A 20,967-nucleotide genomic window follows, 5' to 3' on the forward strand; every position below is an offset into this window, starting at 1 on the left:
CTGTGTATCTTGAAGCAAACCGAAATGGAAGCAAACCTACACTGTACTCGGTGCCAAGAAGAGACCCTCCACAGCATCGTTTATGTGAATGATCAGATGAAAAGCGTTGAGTGTACAGAGTGTCATCAAAAGATCAGTGTGCAAGTCGACATCATGAAGGAATTTTACAAGGAAGTATACGAGAAAATAGCAACAAAGCCAAAGCGGATCACGCAGGAATATAAGTCGAACCTGAATGGATTTATCTCAAGACTCCCAATCCGCGTGCTTAGTAAGCCATACCGGCTCATGAGATATTTAAACGAATCATACAAAGTGATCAAACAATATAAAAAATGAAGCAGAGACCATTTAGCACTCTGCTTCAGCGTGTAGGCAAACCCTCGCATTTTTTGTCAGTCCTCTGTTCCTGTGCTCACGAATGTCACATTCTCTCCGCTCCGGTACTCGTCTTTCCTAGACTGCAAAGGTTTTCTATTACGCTGAGAAGAAGGAAAAAAAGCAGAGCACTGCTTAGTGCTCTGCTTTTTGTGCTTTTTTCATATAATAATAAATAGGCAGTCCGGCCATCCCGATCAGCATGGAGATCAGGCAGCTTTTCCAATCGGTGATCATGGTGCTGATTAAAACGAATAATGAACCGATAATCGCAATGATCGGTGTCAGCGGGTAAAGTGGTACACTGTACGCACGCTTCATTCCGCTGTTTTGTTTTCTCAGCTTAAAGACGGCGAAAAAGGCCATGACATAAAAGATGTAGATCATGAAAATCGACACCTCAGACAGCTTCTCTGGATTACTGACGATCATAAACACAATGGCGATCAAAATTTGCACAAATACAGCGATCCAAGGTGTTTTAAACGTTGGGTGAATCCGCGAAATCGCGTTCGCGAAAGGAATCTGCTTTCGCTCTGCCATCGCAAAAATCACACGTGGGAATGAAAGAACCTTTCCGTTCAAACAGCCAAAGATACTGATGATGATCCCAATACTAATGATTTTCCCGCCAATTGGTCCAAAGAGCATGGTAGCAGCAGTGCTTGTTGCATTTTCACCTAACTGGACGATTTGATCAGCTGGCAGCACGTGCAAAAGTGCGACATTAATAAAGAGATAACAAGCCGTCACGATTAAAATTCCACCTGCCATCGCGCGAGGAAGCAGTTTCTCAGGGTTTTTCATTTCACCACCAAGCGCAGCAAGTAAAATCCAGCCATCATAGGCAAACAGCGTAGCCAAAATCGCTGCACCGAAGTTCATTTGAGCGATACTATCGTTGACGGCCATGAAGATGTTTTCGTTACCTTTCCATATGCCAAACACAATAATCGCGGCAATTGGGACAAGCTTTCCGATAGTGGTCAGCCCCTGAACAAATCCGCCGTATTTTGTTCCCATGATGTTAATGATACATAAAAATAAAACGGTGATAATGCCGATCGTTGTAGACCATAAAGTCGAAAGAGAAAATAAATTGGCTAATAATGAACCAAAATAAAGACCAAGTGCACCAATGATGGCAGGTCCGTAAATAATAATCTGCACCCAGCCGCATAAGTAGCCCCAAAATTCACCATACACTTCTTCAAGATAGGCGTACAAACCGCCAGTTCTCGGGATTTGTGTACCAATTTCAGCGACAGTCAGTCCGCCTGCAAGGGTTAAGATTCCACCTAACAGCCAAGCGAATAATGCGATGTCTGAGCTTCCTGAATAGGAAAGGACGTTGCCTGGCTTCATAAAGACGCCTGACCCGATAATGGTCCCGATGACAAGAGATAGGGCGAAAAATAAGCCGATGTCTTGTTTTAACGCTGGTTGTTCTTTGTTCATTACACACGACCTCCTGCATCACTTTCGTACGTTACTGTGACATGTATTTTGTTCATTGTAATACGATTTTAGGAAAACAAGAATTAAAAAAATTTTCTGATTTTCGTATTTGTATTTAAAAGTGTTCATTTATTGGAGATATTAGGGTAAATGTTGTGTTAAAAACGAACAATAAAAGTTTATTTTTGATTTAATGTTAATTTAATGACCGGAAACCGAACAACCAGTAAACGTGCAGCCAAATGGTTGACTTTTTTTGAAAAATGAACTATTTTATTCATAAGGATATTATCTCGAATTCGAGATATTTTAAAATAGGAGTGAAAATAATGAAAATCAATGGGATTCACCACGTATCTGCGTTAACAGCCAATGCTCAGAAAAATGTTGATTTCTACCGCCAAATCCTTGGCTTAAAACTTGTAAAGAAAACAGTCAATCAGGATGATCCGTCTATGTACCACTTGTTTTATGGAGATGAGGTCGCTTCACCAGGAACAGAGCTAACATTCTTTGAAATTCCAATGCTTGCCCGCCGTTTGGAAGGGACAAATGCGATCACAAGCACAGGTCTTCTCGTTTCTTCTGAAGAGGCACTCACGTTTTGGGAAAAACGGTTTGAAGATAAAGGCGTGCAGCAAGAAACAGCTTCCTTGAGAGGCGGAAGACCTGCTTTGCGTTTTAAAGACCCAGAAGGGCAGCAGCTGTTTTTAACAGTAGAACCGAATACGCAAAAGGCAGGCTCACCGCCAGTGCATGACGATATTCCGGCAGAGTTTGCGATTAGAGGTTTAGGTCCAGTTGAATTAACTGTTGCAGAAGCTGATAAGACGATCCGTGTTTTAACAGACATCCTTGGATTCACTGAAAGAGCACGTGAACAATCAAATGATGGTGAGATCGTGACCATTTTTGAATCAGGAAATGGCGGTGCTGGAACAGAAATTCATGTGATTGAAAAAACAGAAGGGCCTTCTGAACGTTCCGGCAGAGGCAGTGTGCATCACGTCGCATTTCGCGTGAAGGATGCAGAAGAGCTTGAAAAATGGTATGAAAAAATCTCAAAAGCAGGCTTTACGAACTCTGGTGTTGTAGAACGTTTTTACTTTAAAGCTCTTTACTTTAGAGAGCCAAATGGTATTTTATTTGAAATTTCAACAGATGGTCCTGGGTTTACAGTCGATGAAGGGGTGGATGTACTTGGCGATCAATTAGCCCTTCCGCCGTTCCTAGAGCATAAACGAGCAGAAATTGAACAAAGATTAACGCCAATTCAGTCGTCATAAAAAAAAGCAGCTCATCAACTGAGCTGCTTTTTCATTAGGAACTGACCTGCTTAGATTCAGATTGTGTTAATGTGACCTGCTTTGTTTCTTGTTTTCCGTTTCGAATGAGGGTGATGCTCACGGTGTCTCCTACTTTTGCATTCGTGTATAGCTCATGACGTAATTCACTGCCAGTTTTGATTTGTTTCCCATTGATGCCGGTAATGACATCCTCTGACTTTAAGCCAGCTTTGGCGGCAGGTGAACCTGCGGCGATATCTTTGACATACACGCCTTGATTGAGCTGACTGCTTTTGAGTCCGAGAGTTTCTTTTTGATACACATCTGGAACTTGTTCGAGATCCAGCATGCTGATGCCGATATATGGACGTTCAATTTTACCTTTTGTGAGAAGCTGATCAGCGATTGGTTTGACATCATTGATTGGCAGTGCGAACCCAATGCCTTCAACACCTGTTTCAGAGATTTTCATACTCGTGATCCCCACAACCTTTCCGTCTGTCGTCAGAAGCGGACCGCCGCTGTTACCAGGATTAATGGCTGCATCTGTTTGAATGACATTAATGCTGCTTTCGCCTGCTGATGTGTTCATAGAGACTGTTCGGTCGACGCCGCTGACAATTCCTTGTGTCACCGTTCTTGAAAGATCTTCACCAAGCGGGTTTCCGATCGCAATGACGGTTTCCCCAGCACGCAGTGAGGAGGAATTGCCTAATGCCGCAACCTTTGTCACATGACTACTGCTAATTTCCACAACGGCTAAGTCAGTGAGCGGATCAGCTCCAACCAGTTTTCCTTCAATGGTTTTGCCATCGTGTAAGGATACGGTTAGTTTATTTGCGCCTTCAATGACGTGGTTGTTTGTTAAGATATAGGCTTTATTGCCTGATTTTTTGAAAATGACGCCTGAGCCTGTACCGGTTTCTTCCTCTTGACTGCTTTTGTTTTGCTGTGATTCATCGAAAGGCGTACTGAAATCGCCAAAGCTCGTGTCTGTTTGAGTTTGCGCTTGGTAGTTTGTAATGCCGACAATAGCTGGTGATACATTTTCGACCATACTGGAGATGCTGCTTGATGAATTTGATGTTTGGACGGCTGTTGTTTTTGACGAATTCGTGTGATTTGTCGATACTGCTTCTGTTTTTGCTGCCGAATCATTTGCGGTGCTGTCTGATGAATGCTGAGCATATGGCGTAAGAACGTAGACACCTAACGCTAATGTACCGCCTACAACCCCGCTGACAAATGGCTTAAACCAGCCGTTTGGTTTTTTCTGTTTTTGAGGTTGTTCAATTATTTGTTTGTCATCTTTGTGCTGTGTCATTTCAATCACTCTCTTTCAAAGATTTTTTCATGTATGTGTTTGGGTGTTTTACCGTATGTGGTGGGGGCTGACTTTATCGTATGAAAAAAGTGTGGGATAAAAATGAAAACATTGTGGGAAATTGTTAAAATAAGTAGTGAATCTAAGCAAGATAGAGGAGATTAAACTGTGGAGAAAATTGGAATCATTGGATATGGAAGTATGGCTGATATGATGGTGCAAAAGTGGCTGGAAAATGGGGTGCTGGATGCTCATCAAATCATGATCCATACAAGAAGTGAAACGGAGCGCCTTCATCAGCTCAAAGAAAAGCACCAAGAAGTCAACATTTGTTCATTAGAGGAACTTTCTGCGTCATGTGATATATTGTTTGTCTGCGTGCCGCCGCTTGCTGTACTAAATGTTCTGGATCAGCTGCCTTCTAAAGGGAGAGCGGTACATATTGTGTCAGTAGCAGCAGCTGTGACATTAGAAAAGTTACAGGAGCATACAGCGCAGCCAGTATCCAGATACATCCCAACGCTCACGTCAGCTGTTGGGACAGGCGTATCCCTTGTTGCGCATGGTGCAGCCGCAGGACGTGAGGACAAGGAGCGTTTGCACCGGCTGCTTTCAGCTTTTAGCATCGTCAGGGAAGTAGAGGAAGACCGGTTTGATGCGGCGAGCAATTTGACAAGCTCATCTCCTGGTTTTATCGCTGCTCTTTTTGAAGAAATGGCAAAAGCGGCTGTGAGAAATAGTGATCTTTCCTTAGAGGAAGCGAATGAATTTTTAACGTATGCCCTTTTAGGAACTGGCCAGATCCTCGTAGAACGAGGCCTAACCTTTGCTGAAACTGTCGATAGAGTGGCGACAAAAGGGGGAATTACAGGAGAAGGTGCTGAGGTCATTCAACAGCAGGCACCTCAGATGTTTGATGATTTATTTACACAAACCATGAAGAAATATGAACAGCTGAAATCGCAGATTAACGAAGCGGATAAACACCACTAAAGACATAGTTAGTGGTGTTTTATTTGTTAAAAAAATCCTTTCTAAAAAAGCCGTTTGACCTGTATTATCTGAGTCTAAACTCCTTATTTTCGGACATTGTATTGAAAAATCAATCAAGTTCTCATATAATTTTTTAGAAAATTTAGAAAAATATACACAAATTTTATGTTTAATTAAAGGGGGATGGGAATGAAGCTCTATCTATCTGTCGATATGGAGGGAATTACTGGTCTAGCTGATCATACATTTGTTGATTCACGCCAGCATAACTATGAGCGTGGCAGACGCATTATGACGGGTGAAGTGAACGCCTGTGTAGAGGCGCTTGTCCAGCATGGTGCCACCGACATTTTGGTCAATGACAGTCATTCTAAAATGAATAATCTTTTGATCGAAGAGCTGCATGAAGAGGCAGTTCTCATATCAGGTGACGTAAAGCCTTATTCAATGGTGCAAGGATTGGATCAAACCTATGATGCAGCTGTTTTTTTAGGCTATCATGCAAGGGCATCAATGAAAGGTGTGATGTCACACAGTATGATTTTTGGGGTCAGACATTTTTACATAAATGATCATCCAATTGGTGAAATGGGCTTTAATGCGTATGTTGCAGGCTACTATGGTGTGCCGGTGATTCTTGTTTGCGGGGATGATCAAGCAGCACTTGAGGCAGAAAAGCTGATGCCTGGTGTGAAAACAGTGGCAGTGAAAGAGACCATCTCAAGATCTGCTGTGAAATGCTTACCTCCAGCCAAAGTCAATCAACAAATCTCGCAGCAAGTGGAAGCCGCGATGAAACAGATTGATCAAATGAAGCCGCTGACGCCTCCTGATCAGCCGCTGCTTAAGATTGAGTTTGCCAATTATGGACAAGCTGAATGGGCGAATTTAATGCCCGGTACTGCCATCATAGAAGGAACATCGACGGTGACGTACCAGGCAGACAATATATTAGAAGCCTATCAAGCAATGCTTGTCATGACAGAGCTTGCCGCACGTACAACATTTTGTTAAGCGAGGGGGAGACAGCAGATGGCCAGCTTTTTGCTCAAGCGTTTTATTGCGATGATCGCTACGATCTTAACGATTACGACTTTAACGTTTATTTTAATGAAGGTCATCCCAGGATCGCCTTTCAATGAAGAACGAAATACAAACGAAACCGTCCAGCGAAACCTCGAAAGCTACTATCACTTAGACGAACCACTCTATGTTCAATATGTCATTTATTTAAAATCCATTGTTACCTTTGATTTTGGTCCTTCCATTAAAAAGCCTTCTGAAAGTGTCAATGATCTATTGGCGAGAGGCTTCCCAGTCTCATTAGAACTTGGTCTTATCTCAATATTGATTGCTGTCATCTCTGGCATCCTGCTAGGGGTTATGGCTGCCCTCCGGCATAATGGTTTGATTGATTACATCGCCATGACGATTGCTGTATTCGGTATATCCATTCCAAACTTTATCTTTGCTACCTTATTAATTCAGCAGCTTGCTGTCAATTTGAAGCTCTTTCCTACAGCGATGTGGACAAGTCCAATGCATATGGTGCTGCCTACAATCGCCCTTGCTGTCGGCCCAATGGCCATTATCGCCAGGTTAACGAGGTCGAGCATGATTGAAGTGCTGTCGCAAGACTATATCCGTACGGCCAAAGCAAAAGGACTTTCTCCCTTTAAAATTGTATTTAAACATGCGCTTCGGAATGCACTTTTACCCGTTGTAACCATTCTTGGAACACTTGTCGCAAGTATTTTAACAGGAAGTTTTGTCATTGAAAAAATATTTGCCATTCCTGGAATGGGAAAATACTTTGTCGAGAGCATTAACAACCGTGATTATCCTGTCATCATGGGAACCACTGTTTTTTACAGCATTATTTTAATCACACTTCTCTTCATTGTCGATGTGGCGTATCGTCTCCTTGATCCAAGGATTCAGCTGCATCAGAAAGGAGGAAAGGCATGAGTATACACCTTCAGCATGATCCACCGAACAGGCATCCTGAAGTGCCGGACGAATGGTTTTCTCCACGAGAGCAAAAGAAAACAGAAGCCCATGCCATTAAAAGACCCTCTCTTTCCTATTGGGCAGATACATGGAGGCGGCTGAAGCAAAATAAGCTTGCGATGTTTAGTCTATCGGTTCTGATTTTTCTTTTTGTCATGGCAGTCTTAGGTCCATTGCTTGCACCAAATAGTGTGACAGAGCAGCGTCTTTCGATGCAAAATCTGCCGCCCTCAGCTGCTCACTGGTTTGGAACAGATGAGCTTGGGCGAGATGTGTTTACTCGTACTTGGTACGGAGCACGCATTTCGTTATTTGTGGGTGTCATGGCAGCCTTGATTGATTTTGCCATCGGTGTGATTTATGGGGGCATAGCCGGCTATAAAGGCGGACGCTATGACCATGTCATGATGCGGATTGTCGAGGTGCTCTACGGACTTCCTTATTTACTTGTCGTCATTTTATTGATGGTGCTGATGGGGCCAGGGCTTGTCACCATTATTGTAGCGCTCACTGTCACCGGATGGATTGGAATGGCAAGAATTGTGAGAGGTCAGGTTCTTCAGCTGAAAAGCCAGGAATATGTCCTTGCCTCAAAGACCTTTGGTGCCAAAAGCCTGCGGATCATTCGCCGCAACCTGCTGCCGAATACGATGGGGCCGATTATCGTCCAAATGACCCTGACTGTGCCGACTGCGATATTTGCTGAAGCGTTCCTAAGCTTTCTCGGTTTAGGTATTCAGGCACCGTTTGCAAGCTGGGGCGTGATGGCCAATGATGCTTTGCCGACTGTGCTGTCAGACAATGGACATTGGTGGCGTTTATTTTTTCCAGCATTTTTTATTTCACTCACGATGTTTTGCTTTAACAATTTAGGTGATGGCTTGCAAGATGCGCTTGATCCAAAGATGAAGAGGTGATGGCGCTTTGAAAAAAGTTCTACAAATCATCGATCTGCACGTCAGCTTTCGGACATACGGCGGTTCAGTTCAAGCAGTACGCGGAGTGAATGTCGATGTATATGAAAAAGAAACCTTAGCCATTGTGGGAGAATCAGGCTGCGGGAAAAGTGTGACATCACAAAGCATTATGAGGCTTCTGCCTGCATACAGCGCGCATGTCGATCAGGGAGAAATCTGGTTTCAAGACCGCAACTTGCTGTCATTATCTGAAAAAGAAATGCGCGCCATACGAGGTGTCGATATTTCGATGATCTTCCAAGATCCGATGACGGCACTGAACCCTACCTTGACAATAGGGGATCAGCTGATGGAGGCGGCGAAGGAGCATCAAAAGCTGACGAAAAAAGAAGTGAAAGAAGCTGCCATACAGATGCTTGATTTGGTTGGTATTCCGCAGCCGAAGGAGAGATTAAAGCAATACCCGCACCAATTCAGCGGGGGAATGAGGCAGCGGCTCATGATTGCCATGGCACTGATTTGTGAGCCAAAGGTGCTGATCGCAGATGAACCGACGACCGCGCTGGATGTGACCATACAGGCACAAATTTTAGAACTGTTTAAAGAGATTCAGAGGAAAACAGGGGTTACCATTATCTTAATCACACACGACTTAGGGGTCGTAGCCCAAGTTGCCGACCGGGTAGCAGTCATGTACGGAGGGAAAATGGTTGAAACCGGAACAAGGCAAGATATTTTTTACAGTCCGCAGCATCCTTATACAAAAGGACTCCTGCAATCCGTTCCAAGACTTGATATGAAAGATGAACTGATTCCGATTGAAGGAAGCCCGCCTGATTTATTTGCACCGCCAAAGGGCTGTCCGTATACCGATCGCTGCCCGGCTGCCATGAAAGTGTGCGATCATATCATGCCGCACGAAACGCAGCGGTCACCTACTCATACAGTGCATTGCTGGCTCCAGGATGAGCGAGCGAACCAAGCGATGTTATCTTCAACACAAAGGGGGAGTTTTTCATGAGAAAAAAAGGGTGGATCATTAGTGTTTGTTTGTTCATCATCATGCTGCTCGCAGGATGTACAGCCAATGAGCAAGCAGGTAAAGGATCATCAAGCAACAAGAATGAAAAGAAAGTATTAACCTTAAATAACGAAAACGAACCGACGTCATTTGACCCGCCGATTGGTTTTAATAATGTATCGTGGCAAGGTCTGAATAACTTAATGGAGGGATTAACAAGACTGAATGAAAAGCACGAACCATCTCCTGCAATGGCGGAAAAATGGGAAATTTCAGAGGATGGAAAAACGTACACATTTCATTTAAGAGACGGCATCAAGTGGTCGAATGGTGATCCAGTGAAAGCGAGTGACTTTGAATATGCGTGGAAGCGTCTGCTTGATCCGAAAACAGGCTCCTCTGCATCGTTCTTAGCTTACATGATTGAAGGCGGAGAGGCATTTAACAGCGGAAAAGGAAAGAAAGAGGATGTAAAAGTCAGTGCTGAAAATGACAAAACGCTAAAGGTCACACTGGCATACCCGCAGAAATCGTTCTTAAATATGACCGCAAACCCTGCCTTTTTCCCTGTCAATGAGAAGGTAGCAGAGAAGGATCCAAACTGGGCAAAGGATGCCAAAACCTTTGTTGGGAATGGACCGTTTCAGCTGACAGAATGGAAGCATGATGAGAGCTTCACTATGGAAAAAAGTGAGACGTATTGGGACAAAAAATCAGTCAAGCTGGATCAGGTAAAGTGGCTGATGATCAGCGATCGAAACACTGATTATCAAATGTATCAATCGGGAGATTTAGATACTGCCTTCGTTCCAGCAGAACAAAGTGAAAATTTGCTGAAAAATAAAGATGTACAAATTGAAGATCAGGCTGGACTATTCTTTTATCGTCTGAATGTGAACATGGAACCTTTTCAAAATAAGAACATTCGCAAAGCCTTTCAAATGGCGATCAATCCGCAAGATATCGTGGATTATGTAACGAAAAATAAAGAGAAGCCAGCTCGCGCCTTCGTTTCACCGGGGATTTTAGATTCAAAGGGTGAGGATTTCAGAGAAGCTGGCGGTGATCTTGTCAAACAAGATACGAGTGAAGCTGCAAAACTATTAGAAAAAGGGCTGAAAGAAGAAAACTATTCAAAGCTGCCGCCCGTCACATTAACATATAGTACAAAGCCTGAGAACAAGAAAAAAGCTGAAGCCATCCAGCAGCAACTAAAAGAAGCGCTGGGTGTGGACGTGAAGCTTGCAAACATGGAAGCCAATGTATTTGCAGAAGATCAAAAGGCACTGAAATTCCAATTCTCGCAAAGTTCATTTTTAGCAGACTATGCAGATCCGATTAATTTCCTAGAGAGCTTTCAAACAGGGAATGCGATGAACCGGACTGGATGGTCAAACGACACCTATGATCAGCTGATGAAAAAGGCGAGAAAGGAAGCAGATGAACAAAAAAGAAACAGCATCCTTCATGAGGCAGAGGCACTTCTCATTGAAGAAGCACCGATCATTCCAATTCATTTTTATAACCAAGTTCATTTGCAAAAAGAGGGCGTGAAGGGAATTGTCCGCCACCCTGTTGGGTATATCGATTTGAAATGGGCACAAGTAGATGGAGAGTAATTGAAGGGAATGAGGGACACGGACGTTTTGAACAAAAGCGTCTCAGCACGCGGACAAACCCTCGCATTCTTTGTCAGTCCTGCGCTTCGGTGCTCATGAATGTCAAATTCGCTCCGCTCCGATGCTCGTCCTTCCTAGGGCTGCAAAGGTTTTCAGGTCACGCTGAATAGAAGACAAAGGGCTAAAATAAAGATCATTTTAGCCCTTTGTCAACAATATGGGACGCTTTGAACAAAGCGTCTGTTCCTTTATTTATTCATGTTATGGAGAAAATGCCCATAGATTGTAAGAAATAAAGAGAAAGAGGGGATTGGCATGAACCAGCTGCCAGCGGCGCTTCAAACAGGGGATACGGTGGGGATTATCGCACCAGCAAGCCCGCCTGATGAATTGAAATTAGCAAAAGGGATTGCCTTTTTAGAGAGCCTTGGGCTAAAGGTGAAAAAAGGGAAGTATCTCGATTCCCGGTACGGGTATTTAGCAGGGCGTGATCATGAAAGAGTGGAAGATCTTCATGGCATGTTTCAAGATCCAGAAGTCAAAGCAGTTATTTGTGCCTGCGGAGGGTACGGAACTGGAAGACTTGCGGAAGCCATTGATTATGACCTCATTCGCCGGAATCCAAAAATCTTTTGGGGTTATAGTGACATTACGTTTTTACATACGGCCATCCAGCAGCAGACCGGTCTTGTGACCTTTCATGGTCCAATGCTTTCCTCTGATGTGGGACTTGAAGAGGTCCATCCGTATACGAAGGATACCTTTTTGCAGCTGTTCACGCCGAAGGCCTTTACGTATACGCATCACTTGTCACCTCTTCATACCTTCTACCCCGGCACCGTGTCAGGTGACATCATAGGAGGGAATCTTGCTCTCATCGTGACAACACTTGGTACACCTTTTGAAATTGATACGAAGGGAAAGCTGTTGTTCATTGAAGATATTGACGAAGAGCCTTATAAAATCGATCGTATGATGCAGCACCTCACATCTGCTGGAAAATTGGATGATGCGGCTGGATTCATCATTGGAGATTTTCATCAATGTGAACCAAAAAAGAAAGACCAGTCCTTAACCTTGGAACAGCTGTGGGAAACCTATATTGTGCCGCAAAAGAAACCCGCACTCGGCGGCTTTCGGATCGGTCATTCATCACCGAACTTTGCCTTTCCGATGGGCGTGCAGGCTGCACTAGATGCCGCAGGGAAAAAACTGCACATTTCTCCAGGCGTTGCAGCGAAAGAGGCGATTAAATGAAAATTGTCGATGTTCGTACATGCAGAACGAGTGTACCGCTAAAAAAGCCTTTCAAAACCGCTTTAAGAACGGTGTATGACGCCGCATCTTTGATCGTTATCATCACATATGATCAAGGTGATGTCAGCTACGGAGAGGCAGTTCCCACATCGGTGATTACAGGAGAAACGCTGGAAAGCATCGACTATGCCATCTGTGAAGTGATCAGACCCATTTTGCTCGGGGCTTCCTTGGCAGAGTATGAACAAATCTTTTCTGCTATGAACCGCGTGCTCGCAAGCAACACAAGCGCAAAGGCTGCAATCGATATGGCCATTTATGATGGCTTAGCAAAGCAGGCAGGACTCCCGCTTTATCAATACCTTGGCGGATATCGTCATCAGCTCGAAACCGACTATACGGTCAGTGTAAACCGGCCGCTTGAGATGGCAGAAGATGCGAAGCAATACGCAGCTGAAGGTTTTCAGACGTTAAAGATCAAAGTAGGAAAAGATGATATACACACGGACATTCAGCGGATCAAGCGGATTCGAGAAAAAGTCGGGCCAGACATTCAGATCAGGCTCGACGCCAATCAGGGCTGGACATGGAAGGAAGCGATCACAGCTATTCGAAAAATGGAAGTGCTGAATATTGAATTAGTAGAACAGCCAGTGCCGAAAGAAGATATCGAAGGCCTGCGTCGTGTGACGGAAGCAACTGAAACATTGATCATGGCAGACGAAAGCATTTTCAGTTTTCATGATGCAATCAAGGTGCTTGAAATGAGAAGCTGTGATCTGATCAATTTAAAATTAATGAAATCAGGCGGCATAAAAGAAGCATTAAAAATCAATGCCCTTGCCGAAGCATACGGTGTTCAGTGCATGGTTGGCAGTATGATTGAGTCAAAGCTTGGCATTACAGCAGCGGCACATTTCGCCGCAAGCCAGCCGAATATCACCCGCTGCGATTTTGATGCCCCGCTTATGCTGAAAGAGGACATGATAGACGGAGGAATCGTGTACAAAGGAAAAGATATATTTTTACCGCTGCATCATGGGTTAGGCATTCAAGGGGTGAAAGGAGTCTCATGATGATATACGAATCAAAGGTTCCAGTCGCTAATGTATGGACAGCGCCGCAGTCTCCCCGAGAAATCGATCGAAAGGTACTTCAGGACTCCATCAACATCAAAGAATGGATTGACCAGCAAACATATGAAGAAAAGCTGGCTTTATGTGAAGAAAATTTGATTCAATCTCAAGTACTGCTCGGCGGACGAGTGATTGGATTAGAAGAGACAGATGGTTGGATGAAAGTCGTCATTCCGCAGCAGGCCAGCCGGAAACATCCGCAAGGCTATCCAGGCTATATACCTGCTGAGCAATTAAAACAAGTAACAGAGGGAAGTGCGTCAGCTGCATCTCTTATCGTTTGTCAGAAAAAAGCCACGCTCTATCAAAACGGGGAACCTGATATGGAGATTAGCTTTTTAACAGAGCTGGCAGCCGCCAAAGAAACAGATGATCAATTTCATGTTGTCACCCCATTAGGAATAAGAGAAATCAACAAAGCGGATGTACGCCCAGTATCGCAAGCTTTCTCTATGACCGGCAAAGATGTCGTAGACGCAGGAAAACAATTTATTGGCCTTTCTTATTTATGGGGAGGCATGAGCAGCTTTGGCTATGATTGTTCAGGCTTTGCTTACAGTATGTACAAAGCGTGCGGATATCTTTTGCCAAGAGACGCAAGTGACCAAGCAGTTCAAGGAACGCCGGTTACATCAAGCCATTTAGAACAAGGTGACTTGCTGTTTTTTGCAAATGAAAACGGAAAGGGAGCGGTCCGCCATGTAGGGATCTACGCTGGGGATGGGATGATGCTTCATTCGCCTAAAACCGGCAGACAAATTGAGCTTCTTTCCCTTTCTGGCACTTCATATGAAAAGGAATGGGCAGGTGCAAGGCGGTATTTACCAAGCGAGAGGAGGAGCGATCATGACAGTTGAACCACTTTTACAAGTAAACAACCTTAAAAAACATTTTCATCTATCGAAAGGGAGAACCTTAAAAGCGCTGGATGGTGTCTCTTTTCAGCTGAAACAAGGTGAAACCTTTGGTCTCGTTGGTGAGTCTGGCTGCGGCAAATCCACACTTGGAAAAGTGCTCATGCGTCTTTATGAACCAACAGATGGTGAAGCCTTATATGAAGGGAAAAGTCTTCACCACCTTTCTAAAAAAGAATCATTTGATTTCAATCGGCAAATGCAAATGGTCTTTCAAGATCCGTATTCCTCGTTAAATCCAAGACTGTCAGTAAAAGATATTATGCTGGAGCCAATGGAGATTCATCAGCTTTATGGGAGTCAAAAGAAAAGGATTGCCCGCGTGAAAGAACTGCTCGAAGCGGTAGGATTAAGCTATGATTTTGCCACCCGCTATCCGCACGAATTTAGCGGAGGACAGAGGCAGAGAATCGGCATTGCAAGAGCACTTGCCTTAGCGCCAAAATTTATTGTGGCAGATGAGCCGATTTCTGCACTAGACGTCTCCGTTCAAGCGCAGGTCGTGAATCTGCTGAAAAAATTGCAAAAAGAGGAAGGATTAACATTTCTCTTTATTGCACATGACTTGTCAATGGTGAAATATATTAGCGACCGGATCGGTGTGATGTATTTAGGCCATCTCGTCGAGTTGACGACAAGTGATGCATTATATCAAACACCGCTTCACCCATATACACAAGCCTTGCTGTCGGCAATCCCCATTCCAGATCCTGACGTAGAGGACAAGCGCAAAAGGTTTATTTTAAAAGGAGAAATTCCAAGTCCAGTGAACCCGCCAAGCGGCTGTGTATTTCGAACAAGATGTCCTGCCGCGATGGATGTGTGTGCTGAAAAAAAGCCGGCATTACAAGCGGTGGAAGAAGGACATGAAGTCGCCTGTCATTTATATAATAGAAAATAGGACAAGCTAGACAAAAGCCAGCAAGTAGACAAGCTGTTCTACATGCTGGCTTTTTTAATAGATGAACGCCGAATAGGCAATGTGCAGCATCTGAAAGAGCCGCCGGATTTAATAATTTCAGAAAAGTCAACTTCAATAACGGTGTATCCGTGAGCGGTTAACGCAGCATTTGTTTCTTGGTTGCTGGGCAAGCTGATCACTTTTTTCTGCCCAATGGATAAAACATTTGGTCCAAGTGTGAATTGCTCTTGTTCGCTGATTTCAATCAAATCATAATACGTTTTGAGCAGCTGGAGATCCTTTTGCTTGAATGCTTCAGGATAAATGATGATCTCGTCATGAGACAGAATATTCATCACACAATCAAGATGCAGAATGTGAGGAGGAAGGTGAATCGGAATGATGTCATGATCCGGCAGCTCCTTTTTGAGCTGGTAGATAGCGGCTGGACTAGTTCTTTTGCTCGTGCCAACAAATACACGGTTTTGATCCACAAGCACATCGCCGCCTTCAATCGTTCCGTCTGTCAAAGTGACAGCTGACCACCCTTTTGCGTGTGCCCATTCTTTTAGGTATTGTTCTTCCCCTTGCCGAACCGGAGCGGCCATACTTGAAACAAACAGTGTATGTCCAATCGTAAACCCAATATCCCGAGTGAAGACTTGCTCAGGGAAGCGGTCATTCGCCGGGAGCAGGATGGGCCGTACTTGATTCTCTTTAAGGGTTTGGATCAATTGCTTATGCTGAGCGACTGCTTTCATTTGAGAAATATTTTCTTTTGCAAAATGTTTCTGGGTTTCGTTAATAATTTGTTTGATTTCCATATAAATAGGACTGCATAAAAGAACTTCTTCTAAATCGTCGTATTCACTCATGCATTGCGGCATTTTGTATAATTGCTCTGCTCTCATAGAATCCATCAAATGGCCTCCTTGTTCATTCATAGTTCTATTATTCCTTCTTCTAGCCATGGTTGAAACATTTCCGAAAGAAAATCTCTCACATAAGACTAAAGCAAAAAGTTTAGACAAACCTAAAAGAATAGTGTTTAATAAAAGTCGTTCCGCATCCACGAAAACAGCAAGAAGGAGCTATGATGATGAGTGAAGAAAATTTCAAATACTGCAAGGAATCGAAAGTTGTTAAAACCAGCAGGGTGTTTCCTCTTGATACGAATAACCACCAAACGTTATTTGGCGGGAAATTAATGAGTTATATAGATGACATTGCCTCCATCTCGGCTGCAAGACACAGCCGCAGTGAAACGGTCACAGCTTCAATGGATTCTGTTGACTTTTTAGAGCCGATTGGACAAAAGGAGTCCGTATGCTTGGAATCCTATGTCACATGGGTGGGTACGTCTTCTATGGAAGTGTTCGTCAAAGTCATTAAAGAAAACTTGATGTCTGGAGAGCGCAGACTCGCAGCAACTTCATTTCTGACATTTGTCTCATTAGATGAAAACGGAAAGCCTAAACGAGTCCCGCAGGTGATGCCGGAAACAGAGGAAGAGATCATGCTTCATCAAACAGCGAAGCAGCGGGCAGAGGAAAGAAAAAGCCGCCGAAAGCATAGTAAGGCGCTTGCTGACGCACTTGGGACAGATAAGCCTTGGGCGTAAAAATCACCCTTTAAGCGGTGATTTTTTTCTGTGCCAGTATCTTGCATGGCAAGATAGTGTGTGGTAAGATGAAGCTATCTTGTGATGCAAGGTACTGGAATCGGAGGAACAATCATGACAACATCCACACAAATGCTAAAAGGAATTTTAGAAGGCTGCCTGCTGTCGATTATTTCTGAGGGCGAAATTTATGGGTATGAAATGACGAAGAAGCTCGCGCATTATGGGTTTGATCAAATAAGTGAAGGCAGTATCTATCCGATTTTGCTGCGTATGCAAAAGGAACAGCTGGTGACCACCGTCACAAAAGCGTCAGCGACCGGCCCGAACAGGAAATACTATACGCTCACACAAGCGGGTGAACAAGCACTCACAGAGTTTATTGCCCGCTGGGATGAGCTTTCAAAAAATGTAAACCGCTTATTACAAAAAGGGAAGTGAGATTATGGTATCAAAAGAAACAAGACAAATTCTACTAGAGCTGCAACTTTATCTCATATCAAAGGGGAAAAATCAGGGTGAAATCGATGAGCTGATGGACGAACTGACAGCACATGCGGTTGAGGCTGAAAAAGACGGCAAAACAGGTGAGGATGTGTTCGGTGGAGATCCGCGGGGCTATGCTGATGAACTGGCAAAAGAGCTGTCAGGGAATCATAAAGACTGGGTGCCATTCGTCAGTGCTTTCTTAATTGGATCGCTTTTTTACATGATTTTAGCAGATGCAATCAGCCAAAACTTATCCTATTCTTGGTTTGCTTTGATTGGATATCCGCTCGTTTTAGTGGCCAATGTTATCATGATCATTGTGATGTTTAGAGCGTCCGCCTTTCAAACAAGCAGCCGGGTATTTCTCTACTTTTGGATGTTAGGAATCTTTCAGCTGACAGCGATGGTGACAATCAAACTATTGGATCAAAAAGTCGGCACACCACTACTTGTCCTTACTTCTGGCCAGAGGTGGGGCGTCATTTTGCTCATGCTGCTATGTATCGTTGTATTTAATGCAATCTTAAAGGCGAATGTCGTTTCATTGATTCCGATTATCTTTTTCGGACCGCAGCTCATATTCGAATGGATTGGCTGGACGTCACCAAGTGTGATTTTGCTGCAAAGTCTGCTATCTATTGTGATTTTAATGGGGCTTATATTCATTGTACTGCGCCGGACAAATAAGAAAAATGAAAATACGAATGTAAACTGAGCACATCCTATCCGATGTGCTTTTCTTTTTCTAAAAAAATGTAGAAATGGAATTGTCTTTTTCATTACAATGGGGAGAGGACAAAAATGAAAAGGGGTTCTGTTTTTGGATATCGTATGGGGATATGTACTCGTTTTTGTATTGGCTGCCTTGCCTTTTTTTGAAGTGATTGGTGTCGTTCCATTCGCAATCTTAAGTGGGCTGCATCCTGTGACAACGGCTGTGATTGGATTCGTTGGAAACTTTTTGACAGTCTTGCTTCTCATTGTGTTCGTCGACCGGTTTAAAGCATGGTGGTTAAAAAGAAAAGAGGAAAAAGGTGATGAAAAAGGAGAGAAAAAGCAGCTGCGCGCGAGAAAAATTTGGGAACGATACGGTCTGCCTGGGTTAGCGCTCATAGGACCTTTTATCATCGGCAGTCATTTAGCAGCCTTGATGTGTATGAGCTTTGGAACGAAAAGAAAGCAAGTCGCGGTGTGGATGACCGTCAGTTTAATGATGTGGACAGCGCTGGCTGCAAGTTTAACCGGTGCGGGCTTCCATTACTTTGCCCCAGATTCAAATGGATTGTTCGGAGATATTTTTAGCAAGTAAAAAAGGGGGGATCATCAATGACAGTTCAAACAAGAACAGTATTTGAAACAGAGCGCCTGAAACTGAGAACGATGAATGAACATGATGCGTCATTTTTATATGACGAGCTGTTCCAGGATGAAGAAGTGATGAAGTATTATCCTTCTTTGAAGGATGAACAGCAGACAAAAGAGTGGATTGCATGGAATCAAAAAAATGACCGCATGTACAACACCTCGCTATGGATCATTGAAGATAAAGAAACAAATGAACGACTTGGACAAAGCGGCATTGTCCTGCAAAACATTGAAGGACAAACCGAGCTTGAGATTGGCTATATGCTAAAGAAAGCGGCGTGGGGGAATGGCTATGCTGCTGAGGCTGCAAAAGGCTGCCTTACCTATGGATTTGAAGAAATGAAGGTCAGACGGATGGTCAGCCTAATTCGTCCTGAGAATGAAGCGTCGGTGAAGGTCGCTTTAAAAATGGGCATGAAAAAAGAAAAAACCATTTCAAAATGGGACCAAATCGTTGATGTATACAGCATCACCCGTAACGGAGAAAACGGCTCGCTTACCGAATAAGCAGAGCCGTTTTTTTATGCACGCTGTTCTAACTGAAGCAAATATTTCTTCCGTTCAATCCCTCCGCCGTAGCCTCCAAGCTCACCACTTGTTTGAATCACGCGGTGGCAGGGAATGATAATCGCCAATTGATTGGCACCATTTGCATTACCGACAGCACGAACCAAATGCGGATCGCCTAGTTTCGTGGCTAGATCTCGATAGGATCTCGTTTCGCCTGCTGGAATGCGTGAGAGCTGGTCCCACACCTTCATTTGAAAAGGGGTGCCATGTAAGGAAAGCGGTACAGTAAACTTGGTCAGCTTTTTCTCAAAATATAAGGCCAATTCCTTTGCTAATTGCTGATGGACGTTTGTTTCTCCAACTAAAATGCGGGCATGATGCTTCTTTCTTAATGTTTCAATTTCTTTTTCGAGTCCCCGCCTGTCCATAAACTCCAGTAAATACACATGTGTGGTATCTGTCACACTCATCATGCGCCCGATCGGTGTGGAAATAAAATTAGCATAGAGAATGTGAATCTGCGCTTTTTTGGGAGGATTTCCCATGATTTTCGTAAATGCATCATTGAAGGCACTTGAAGATTCATAGCCGAAAGTGACCTGCTGATCGATTACTTTTTTTCCGTTCAAAATTTCTTTAAAGGCAAGTCCCATTCGGCGTGATCTTGCATATTGAACAAAGGTCATGCCGTAAATGTCTTTAAACTTTCTTCGAGCTGTGGCAGAGTGAATCCCTAATTGGCGGAAGTCCTCTTCCTTCCAGCGTTTCTCAGGATTTTTTTCTACTGCTGAAACGAGTGTTTTGACTTCTTCAGGAATGCTGTTAGGGTATGTTAATGGTGTGCAGCGCTTGCACGGGCGATACCCTGCCAGCAGTGCTTCCTCCGCTGTAAAGAAAAACTCACAGTTTTCAAATTTTGGCTTTCTGGCCGTACATGTGGCATGACAGAAGATACCGGTTGTCTTAATACAGGCAAAGAATGTGCCGTCATATTGCGGATTCTTGTCAACAAGTGCTTGATAAAATTCATGTTTTTGTTCATCGGTCATCATCATATGAAGCCACCTCTTGATTTTCTATAAAATGTTTTTCAGCATTGTTTGGGGTACGACGGATGATCTGTAAATACATCATCCTAAAGTTGGACGTTCATCGCATCAATCTGATTTCATTATATCAGCGATGTGATCATTGACGTATCCGTGCTTTAAGGAACATCAAGCATCATAAACATGTCAATCTCCTCCTTTTCTCATTCCTGTTTTAGTTCATATATTTTAGTTGCTTCTGTTTCATTTCTTCATAAAATGCTTCAACTTCTTGTTCGTAAAGTACGGTCTCCATGTCCTTGTATTTACGCTTGATCGTCAATGTCATAAAAAATAAATGGATTGTCATATACGCTCATTTCCCTTCAGTCCGCTTCACGCGAAACAGCCCGCAAAGCTTCTTTATCAGTTGACCTGCTTCTAACACTTAGTATACGGCGGCTCATTAAAAATTCTTTCGAAAAATGAACAAGTATATTTGCATGTGGAAAGCAAAGCGGTAGACCGGTATTTCGGGGTGTGATACAATTTTGACACACAGAATCTGCTTTAAGTCAGATCTGCTTATTAAGAAATGGTTTTCTAGGGTTCCGTGCGGGTGGCGCAGTCTGGACCGAGAGAAAACACATAGGGTCTAGACAATAGACCGTATGGACACGGAGGGATAAAAGCCCGGGAGATTTGATCAAACGATCGATTTCCGGGCTTTTTTTATTGCT

At 43.6% G+C, this 20,967-nt stretch carries 22 protein-coding genes and 1 riboswitch; of the genes, 17 read left to right on the forward strand and 5 right to left on the reverse strand.

Going from position 1 to position 20,967, the window contains the following annotated elements; genetic code table 11:
- Nucleotides 1-9 precede the first annotated feature (9 nt).
- Complete coding sequence (locus tag NSU11_RS06275; RefSeq protein WP_034281483.1) at nucleotides 10-339, forward strand: bh protein; 330 nt, start codon at nucleotides 10-12, stop codon at nucleotides 337-339.
- A gap of 174 nt (nucleotides 340-513) precedes the next feature.
- Here the strand turns inward: NSU11_RS06275 and NSU11_RS06280 are convergent, their stop codons facing one another.
- Nucleotides 514-1,836: an amino acid permease gene (locus NSU11_RS06280; protein WP_034623410.1), complete on the reverse strand. Its 1,323-nt coding sequence runs from the start codon at nucleotides 1,834-1,836 to the stop codon at nucleotides 514-516.
- Between the two features lie 329 nt (nucleotides 1,837-2,165).
- Between NSU11_RS06280 and NSU11_RS06285 the strand changes: the two genes are divergently transcribed.
- On the forward strand, nucleotides 2,166-3,122 hold the full coding sequence (locus tag NSU11_RS06285; RefSeq protein WP_149125721.1) for a ring-cleaving dioxygenase: 957 nt from the start codon (nucleotides 2,166-2,168) through the stop codon (nucleotides 3,120-3,122).
- Between the two features lie 34 nt (nucleotides 3,123-3,156).
- Here NSU11_RS06285 and NSU11_RS06290 read toward each other — a convergent pair whose 3' ends face one another.
- The gene (locus NSU11_RS06290; RefSeq protein ID WP_149125720.1) at nucleotides 3,157-4,446 is read right to left on the reverse strand and encodes a trypsin-like peptidase domain-containing protein; all 1,290 of its coding nucleotides are present in this window, start codon (nucleotides 4,444-4,446) and stop codon (nucleotides 3,157-3,159) included.
- A 168-nt stretch (nucleotides 4,447-4,614) separates the two neighbouring features.
- Here NSU11_RS06290 and proG point away from each other — a divergent pair, with 168 nt between their 5' ends.
- The 10 genes from proG to NSU11_RS06340 all read left to right on the forward strand — a co-directional run bounded on the left by proG (nucleotide 4,615) and on the right by NSU11_RS06340 (nucleotide 15,214).
- Complete coding sequence (gene proG, locus NSU11_RS06295) at nucleotides 4,615-5,439, forward strand: pyrroline-5-carboxylate reductase ProG (RefSeq protein ID WP_149125719.1); 825 nt, start codon at nucleotides 4,615-4,617, stop codon at nucleotides 5,437-5,439.
- A gap of 189 nt (nucleotides 5,440-5,628) precedes the next feature.
- Entirely contained in the window at nucleotides 5,629-6,453 is an 825-nt protein-coding gene (locus NSU11_RS06300; protein WP_149125718.1) for a M55 family metallopeptidase, read from the forward strand.
- An 18-nt stretch (nucleotides 6,454-6,471) separates the two neighbouring features.
- Nucleotides 6,472-7,407, forward strand: a complete 936-nt coding sequence (locus NSU11_RS06305) for an ABC transporter permease (RefSeq protein WP_041116384.1) — start codon at nucleotides 6,472-6,474, stop codon at nucleotides 7,405-7,407.
- A complete protein-coding gene (locus NSU11_RS06310; protein WP_024424622.1) occupies nucleotides 7,404-8,366 on the forward strand; it encodes an ABC transporter permease in 963 nt (320 codons plus the stop codon). Before NSU11_RS06305 ends, NSU11_RS06310 begins: the two co-directional genes overlap by 4 nt.
- Before the next feature lie 7 nt (nucleotides 8,367-8,373).
- The gene (locus NSU11_RS06315; protein WP_135031944.1) at nucleotides 8,374-9,387 is read left to right on the forward strand and encodes an ABC transporter ATP-binding protein; all 1,014 of its coding nucleotides are present in this window, start codon (nucleotides 8,374-8,376) and stop codon (nucleotides 9,385-9,387) included.
- A complete protein-coding gene (locus NSU11_RS06320) occupies nucleotides 9,384-11,006 on the forward strand; it encodes a peptide ABC transporter substrate-binding protein (protein ID WP_135031942.1) in 1,623 nt (540 codons plus the stop codon). The genes NSU11_RS06315 and NSU11_RS06320 overlap by 4 nt, the downstream gene beginning before the upstream one ends.
- Before the next feature lie 315 nt (nucleotides 11,007-11,321).
- Entirely contained in the window at nucleotides 11,322-12,263 is a 942-nt protein-coding gene (locus tag NSU11_RS06325; protein WP_025092301.1) for an LD-carboxypeptidase, read from the forward strand.
- Nucleotides 12,260-13,339: a dipeptide epimerase gene (locus tag NSU11_RS06330; RefSeq protein WP_135031940.1), complete on the forward strand. Its 1,080-nt coding sequence runs from the start codon at nucleotides 12,260-12,262 to the stop codon at nucleotides 13,337-13,339. Before NSU11_RS06325 ends, NSU11_RS06330 begins: the two co-directional genes overlap by 4 nt.
- Nucleotides 13,339-14,256, forward strand: coding sequence for a C40 family peptidase (locus NSU11_RS06335; RefSeq protein WP_034623397.1), 918 nt, complete (start codon nucleotides 13,339-13,341; stop codon nucleotides 14,254-14,256). The genes NSU11_RS06330 and NSU11_RS06335 overlap by 1 nt, the downstream gene beginning before the upstream one ends.
- Nucleotides 14,246-15,214, forward strand: a complete 969-nt coding sequence (locus NSU11_RS06340) for an oligopeptide/dipeptide ABC transporter ATP-binding protein (protein ID WP_024426800.1) — start codon at nucleotides 14,246-14,248, stop codon at nucleotides 15,212-15,214. The genes NSU11_RS06335 and NSU11_RS06340 overlap by 11 nt, the downstream gene beginning before the upstream one ends.
- Nucleotides 15,215-15,252: 38 nt before the next feature.
- On the opposite strand, the gene NSU11_RS06345 is transcribed toward NSU11_RS06340, so the two are convergent.
- Nucleotides 15,253-16,134: a dimethylarginine dimethylaminohydrolase family protein gene (locus NSU11_RS06345; protein WP_034623395.1), complete on the reverse strand. Its 882-nt coding sequence runs from the start codon at nucleotides 16,132-16,134 to the stop codon at nucleotides 15,253-15,255.
- 179 nt (nucleotides 16,135-16,313) lie between these two features.
- On the opposite strand from NSU11_RS06345, the gene NSU11_RS06350 reads away from it, so the two are divergent.
- From NSU11_RS06350 to NSU11_RS06370, 5 genes are all read left to right on the forward strand, one after another.
- Nucleotides 16,314-16,835, forward strand: coding sequence for an acyl-CoA thioesterase (locus NSU11_RS06350; RefSeq protein ID WP_008346212.1), 522 nt, complete (start codon nucleotides 16,314-16,316; stop codon nucleotides 16,833-16,835).
- Nucleotides 16,836-16,949: 114 nt separating this feature from the next.
- Nucleotides 16,950-17,276: a PadR family transcriptional regulator gene (locus tag NSU11_RS06355; protein WP_149125715.1), complete on the forward strand. Its 327-nt coding sequence runs from the start codon at nucleotides 16,950-16,952 to the stop codon at nucleotides 17,274-17,276.
- A 4-nt stretch (nucleotides 17,277-17,280) separates the two neighbouring features.
- Nucleotides 17,281-18,039, forward strand: coding sequence for a hypothetical protein (locus NSU11_RS06360; protein ID WP_149125714.1), 759 nt, complete (start codon nucleotides 17,281-17,283; stop codon nucleotides 18,037-18,039).
- Nucleotides 18,040-18,144: 105 nt separating this feature from the next.
- Nucleotides 18,145-18,633 carry a small multi-drug export protein gene (locus NSU11_RS06365; protein ID WP_034623389.1) on the forward strand — a complete coding sequence of 163 codons (489 nt, stop codon included), beginning with the start codon at nucleotides 18,145-18,147 and terminating at the stop codon, nucleotides 18,631-18,633.
- Nucleotides 18,634-18,650: 17 nt separating this feature from the next.
- A complete protein-coding gene (locus NSU11_RS06370) occupies nucleotides 18,651-19,196 on the forward strand; it encodes a GNAT family N-acetyltransferase (protein WP_135031933.1) in 546 nt (181 codons plus the stop codon).
- Nucleotides 19,197-19,210: 14 nt separating this feature from the next.
- Here the strand turns inward: NSU11_RS06370 and NSU11_RS06375 are convergent, their stop codons facing one another.
- Nucleotides 19,211-20,254, reverse strand: a complete 1,044-nt coding sequence (locus NSU11_RS06375; RefSeq protein ID WP_034623385.1) for a trifunctional transcriptional activator/DNA repair protein Ada/methylated-DNA--[protein]-cysteine S-methyltransferase — start codon at nucleotides 20,252-20,254, stop codon at nucleotides 19,211-19,213.
- A gap of 208 nt (nucleotides 20,255-20,462) precedes the next feature.
- Nucleotides 20,463-20,597: a YrzI family small protein gene (locus tag NSU11_RS06380; protein WP_073204910.1), complete on the reverse strand. Its 135-nt coding sequence runs from the start codon at nucleotides 20,595-20,597 to the stop codon at nucleotides 20,463-20,465.
- 222 nt (nucleotides 20,598-20,819) lie between these two features.
- A riboswitch (guanidine-I (ykkC/yxkD leader) is annotated at nucleotides 20,820-20,929 on the forward strand.
- The last annotated feature ends 38 nt before the right edge of the window (nucleotides 20,930-20,967 follow it).

The organism is Bacillus sp. FSL R5-0712 (genome assembly GCF_038593285.1).
Classification (GTDB): Bacteria; Bacillota; Bacilli; order Bacillales; family Bacillaceae; genus Bacillus; species Bacillus safensis.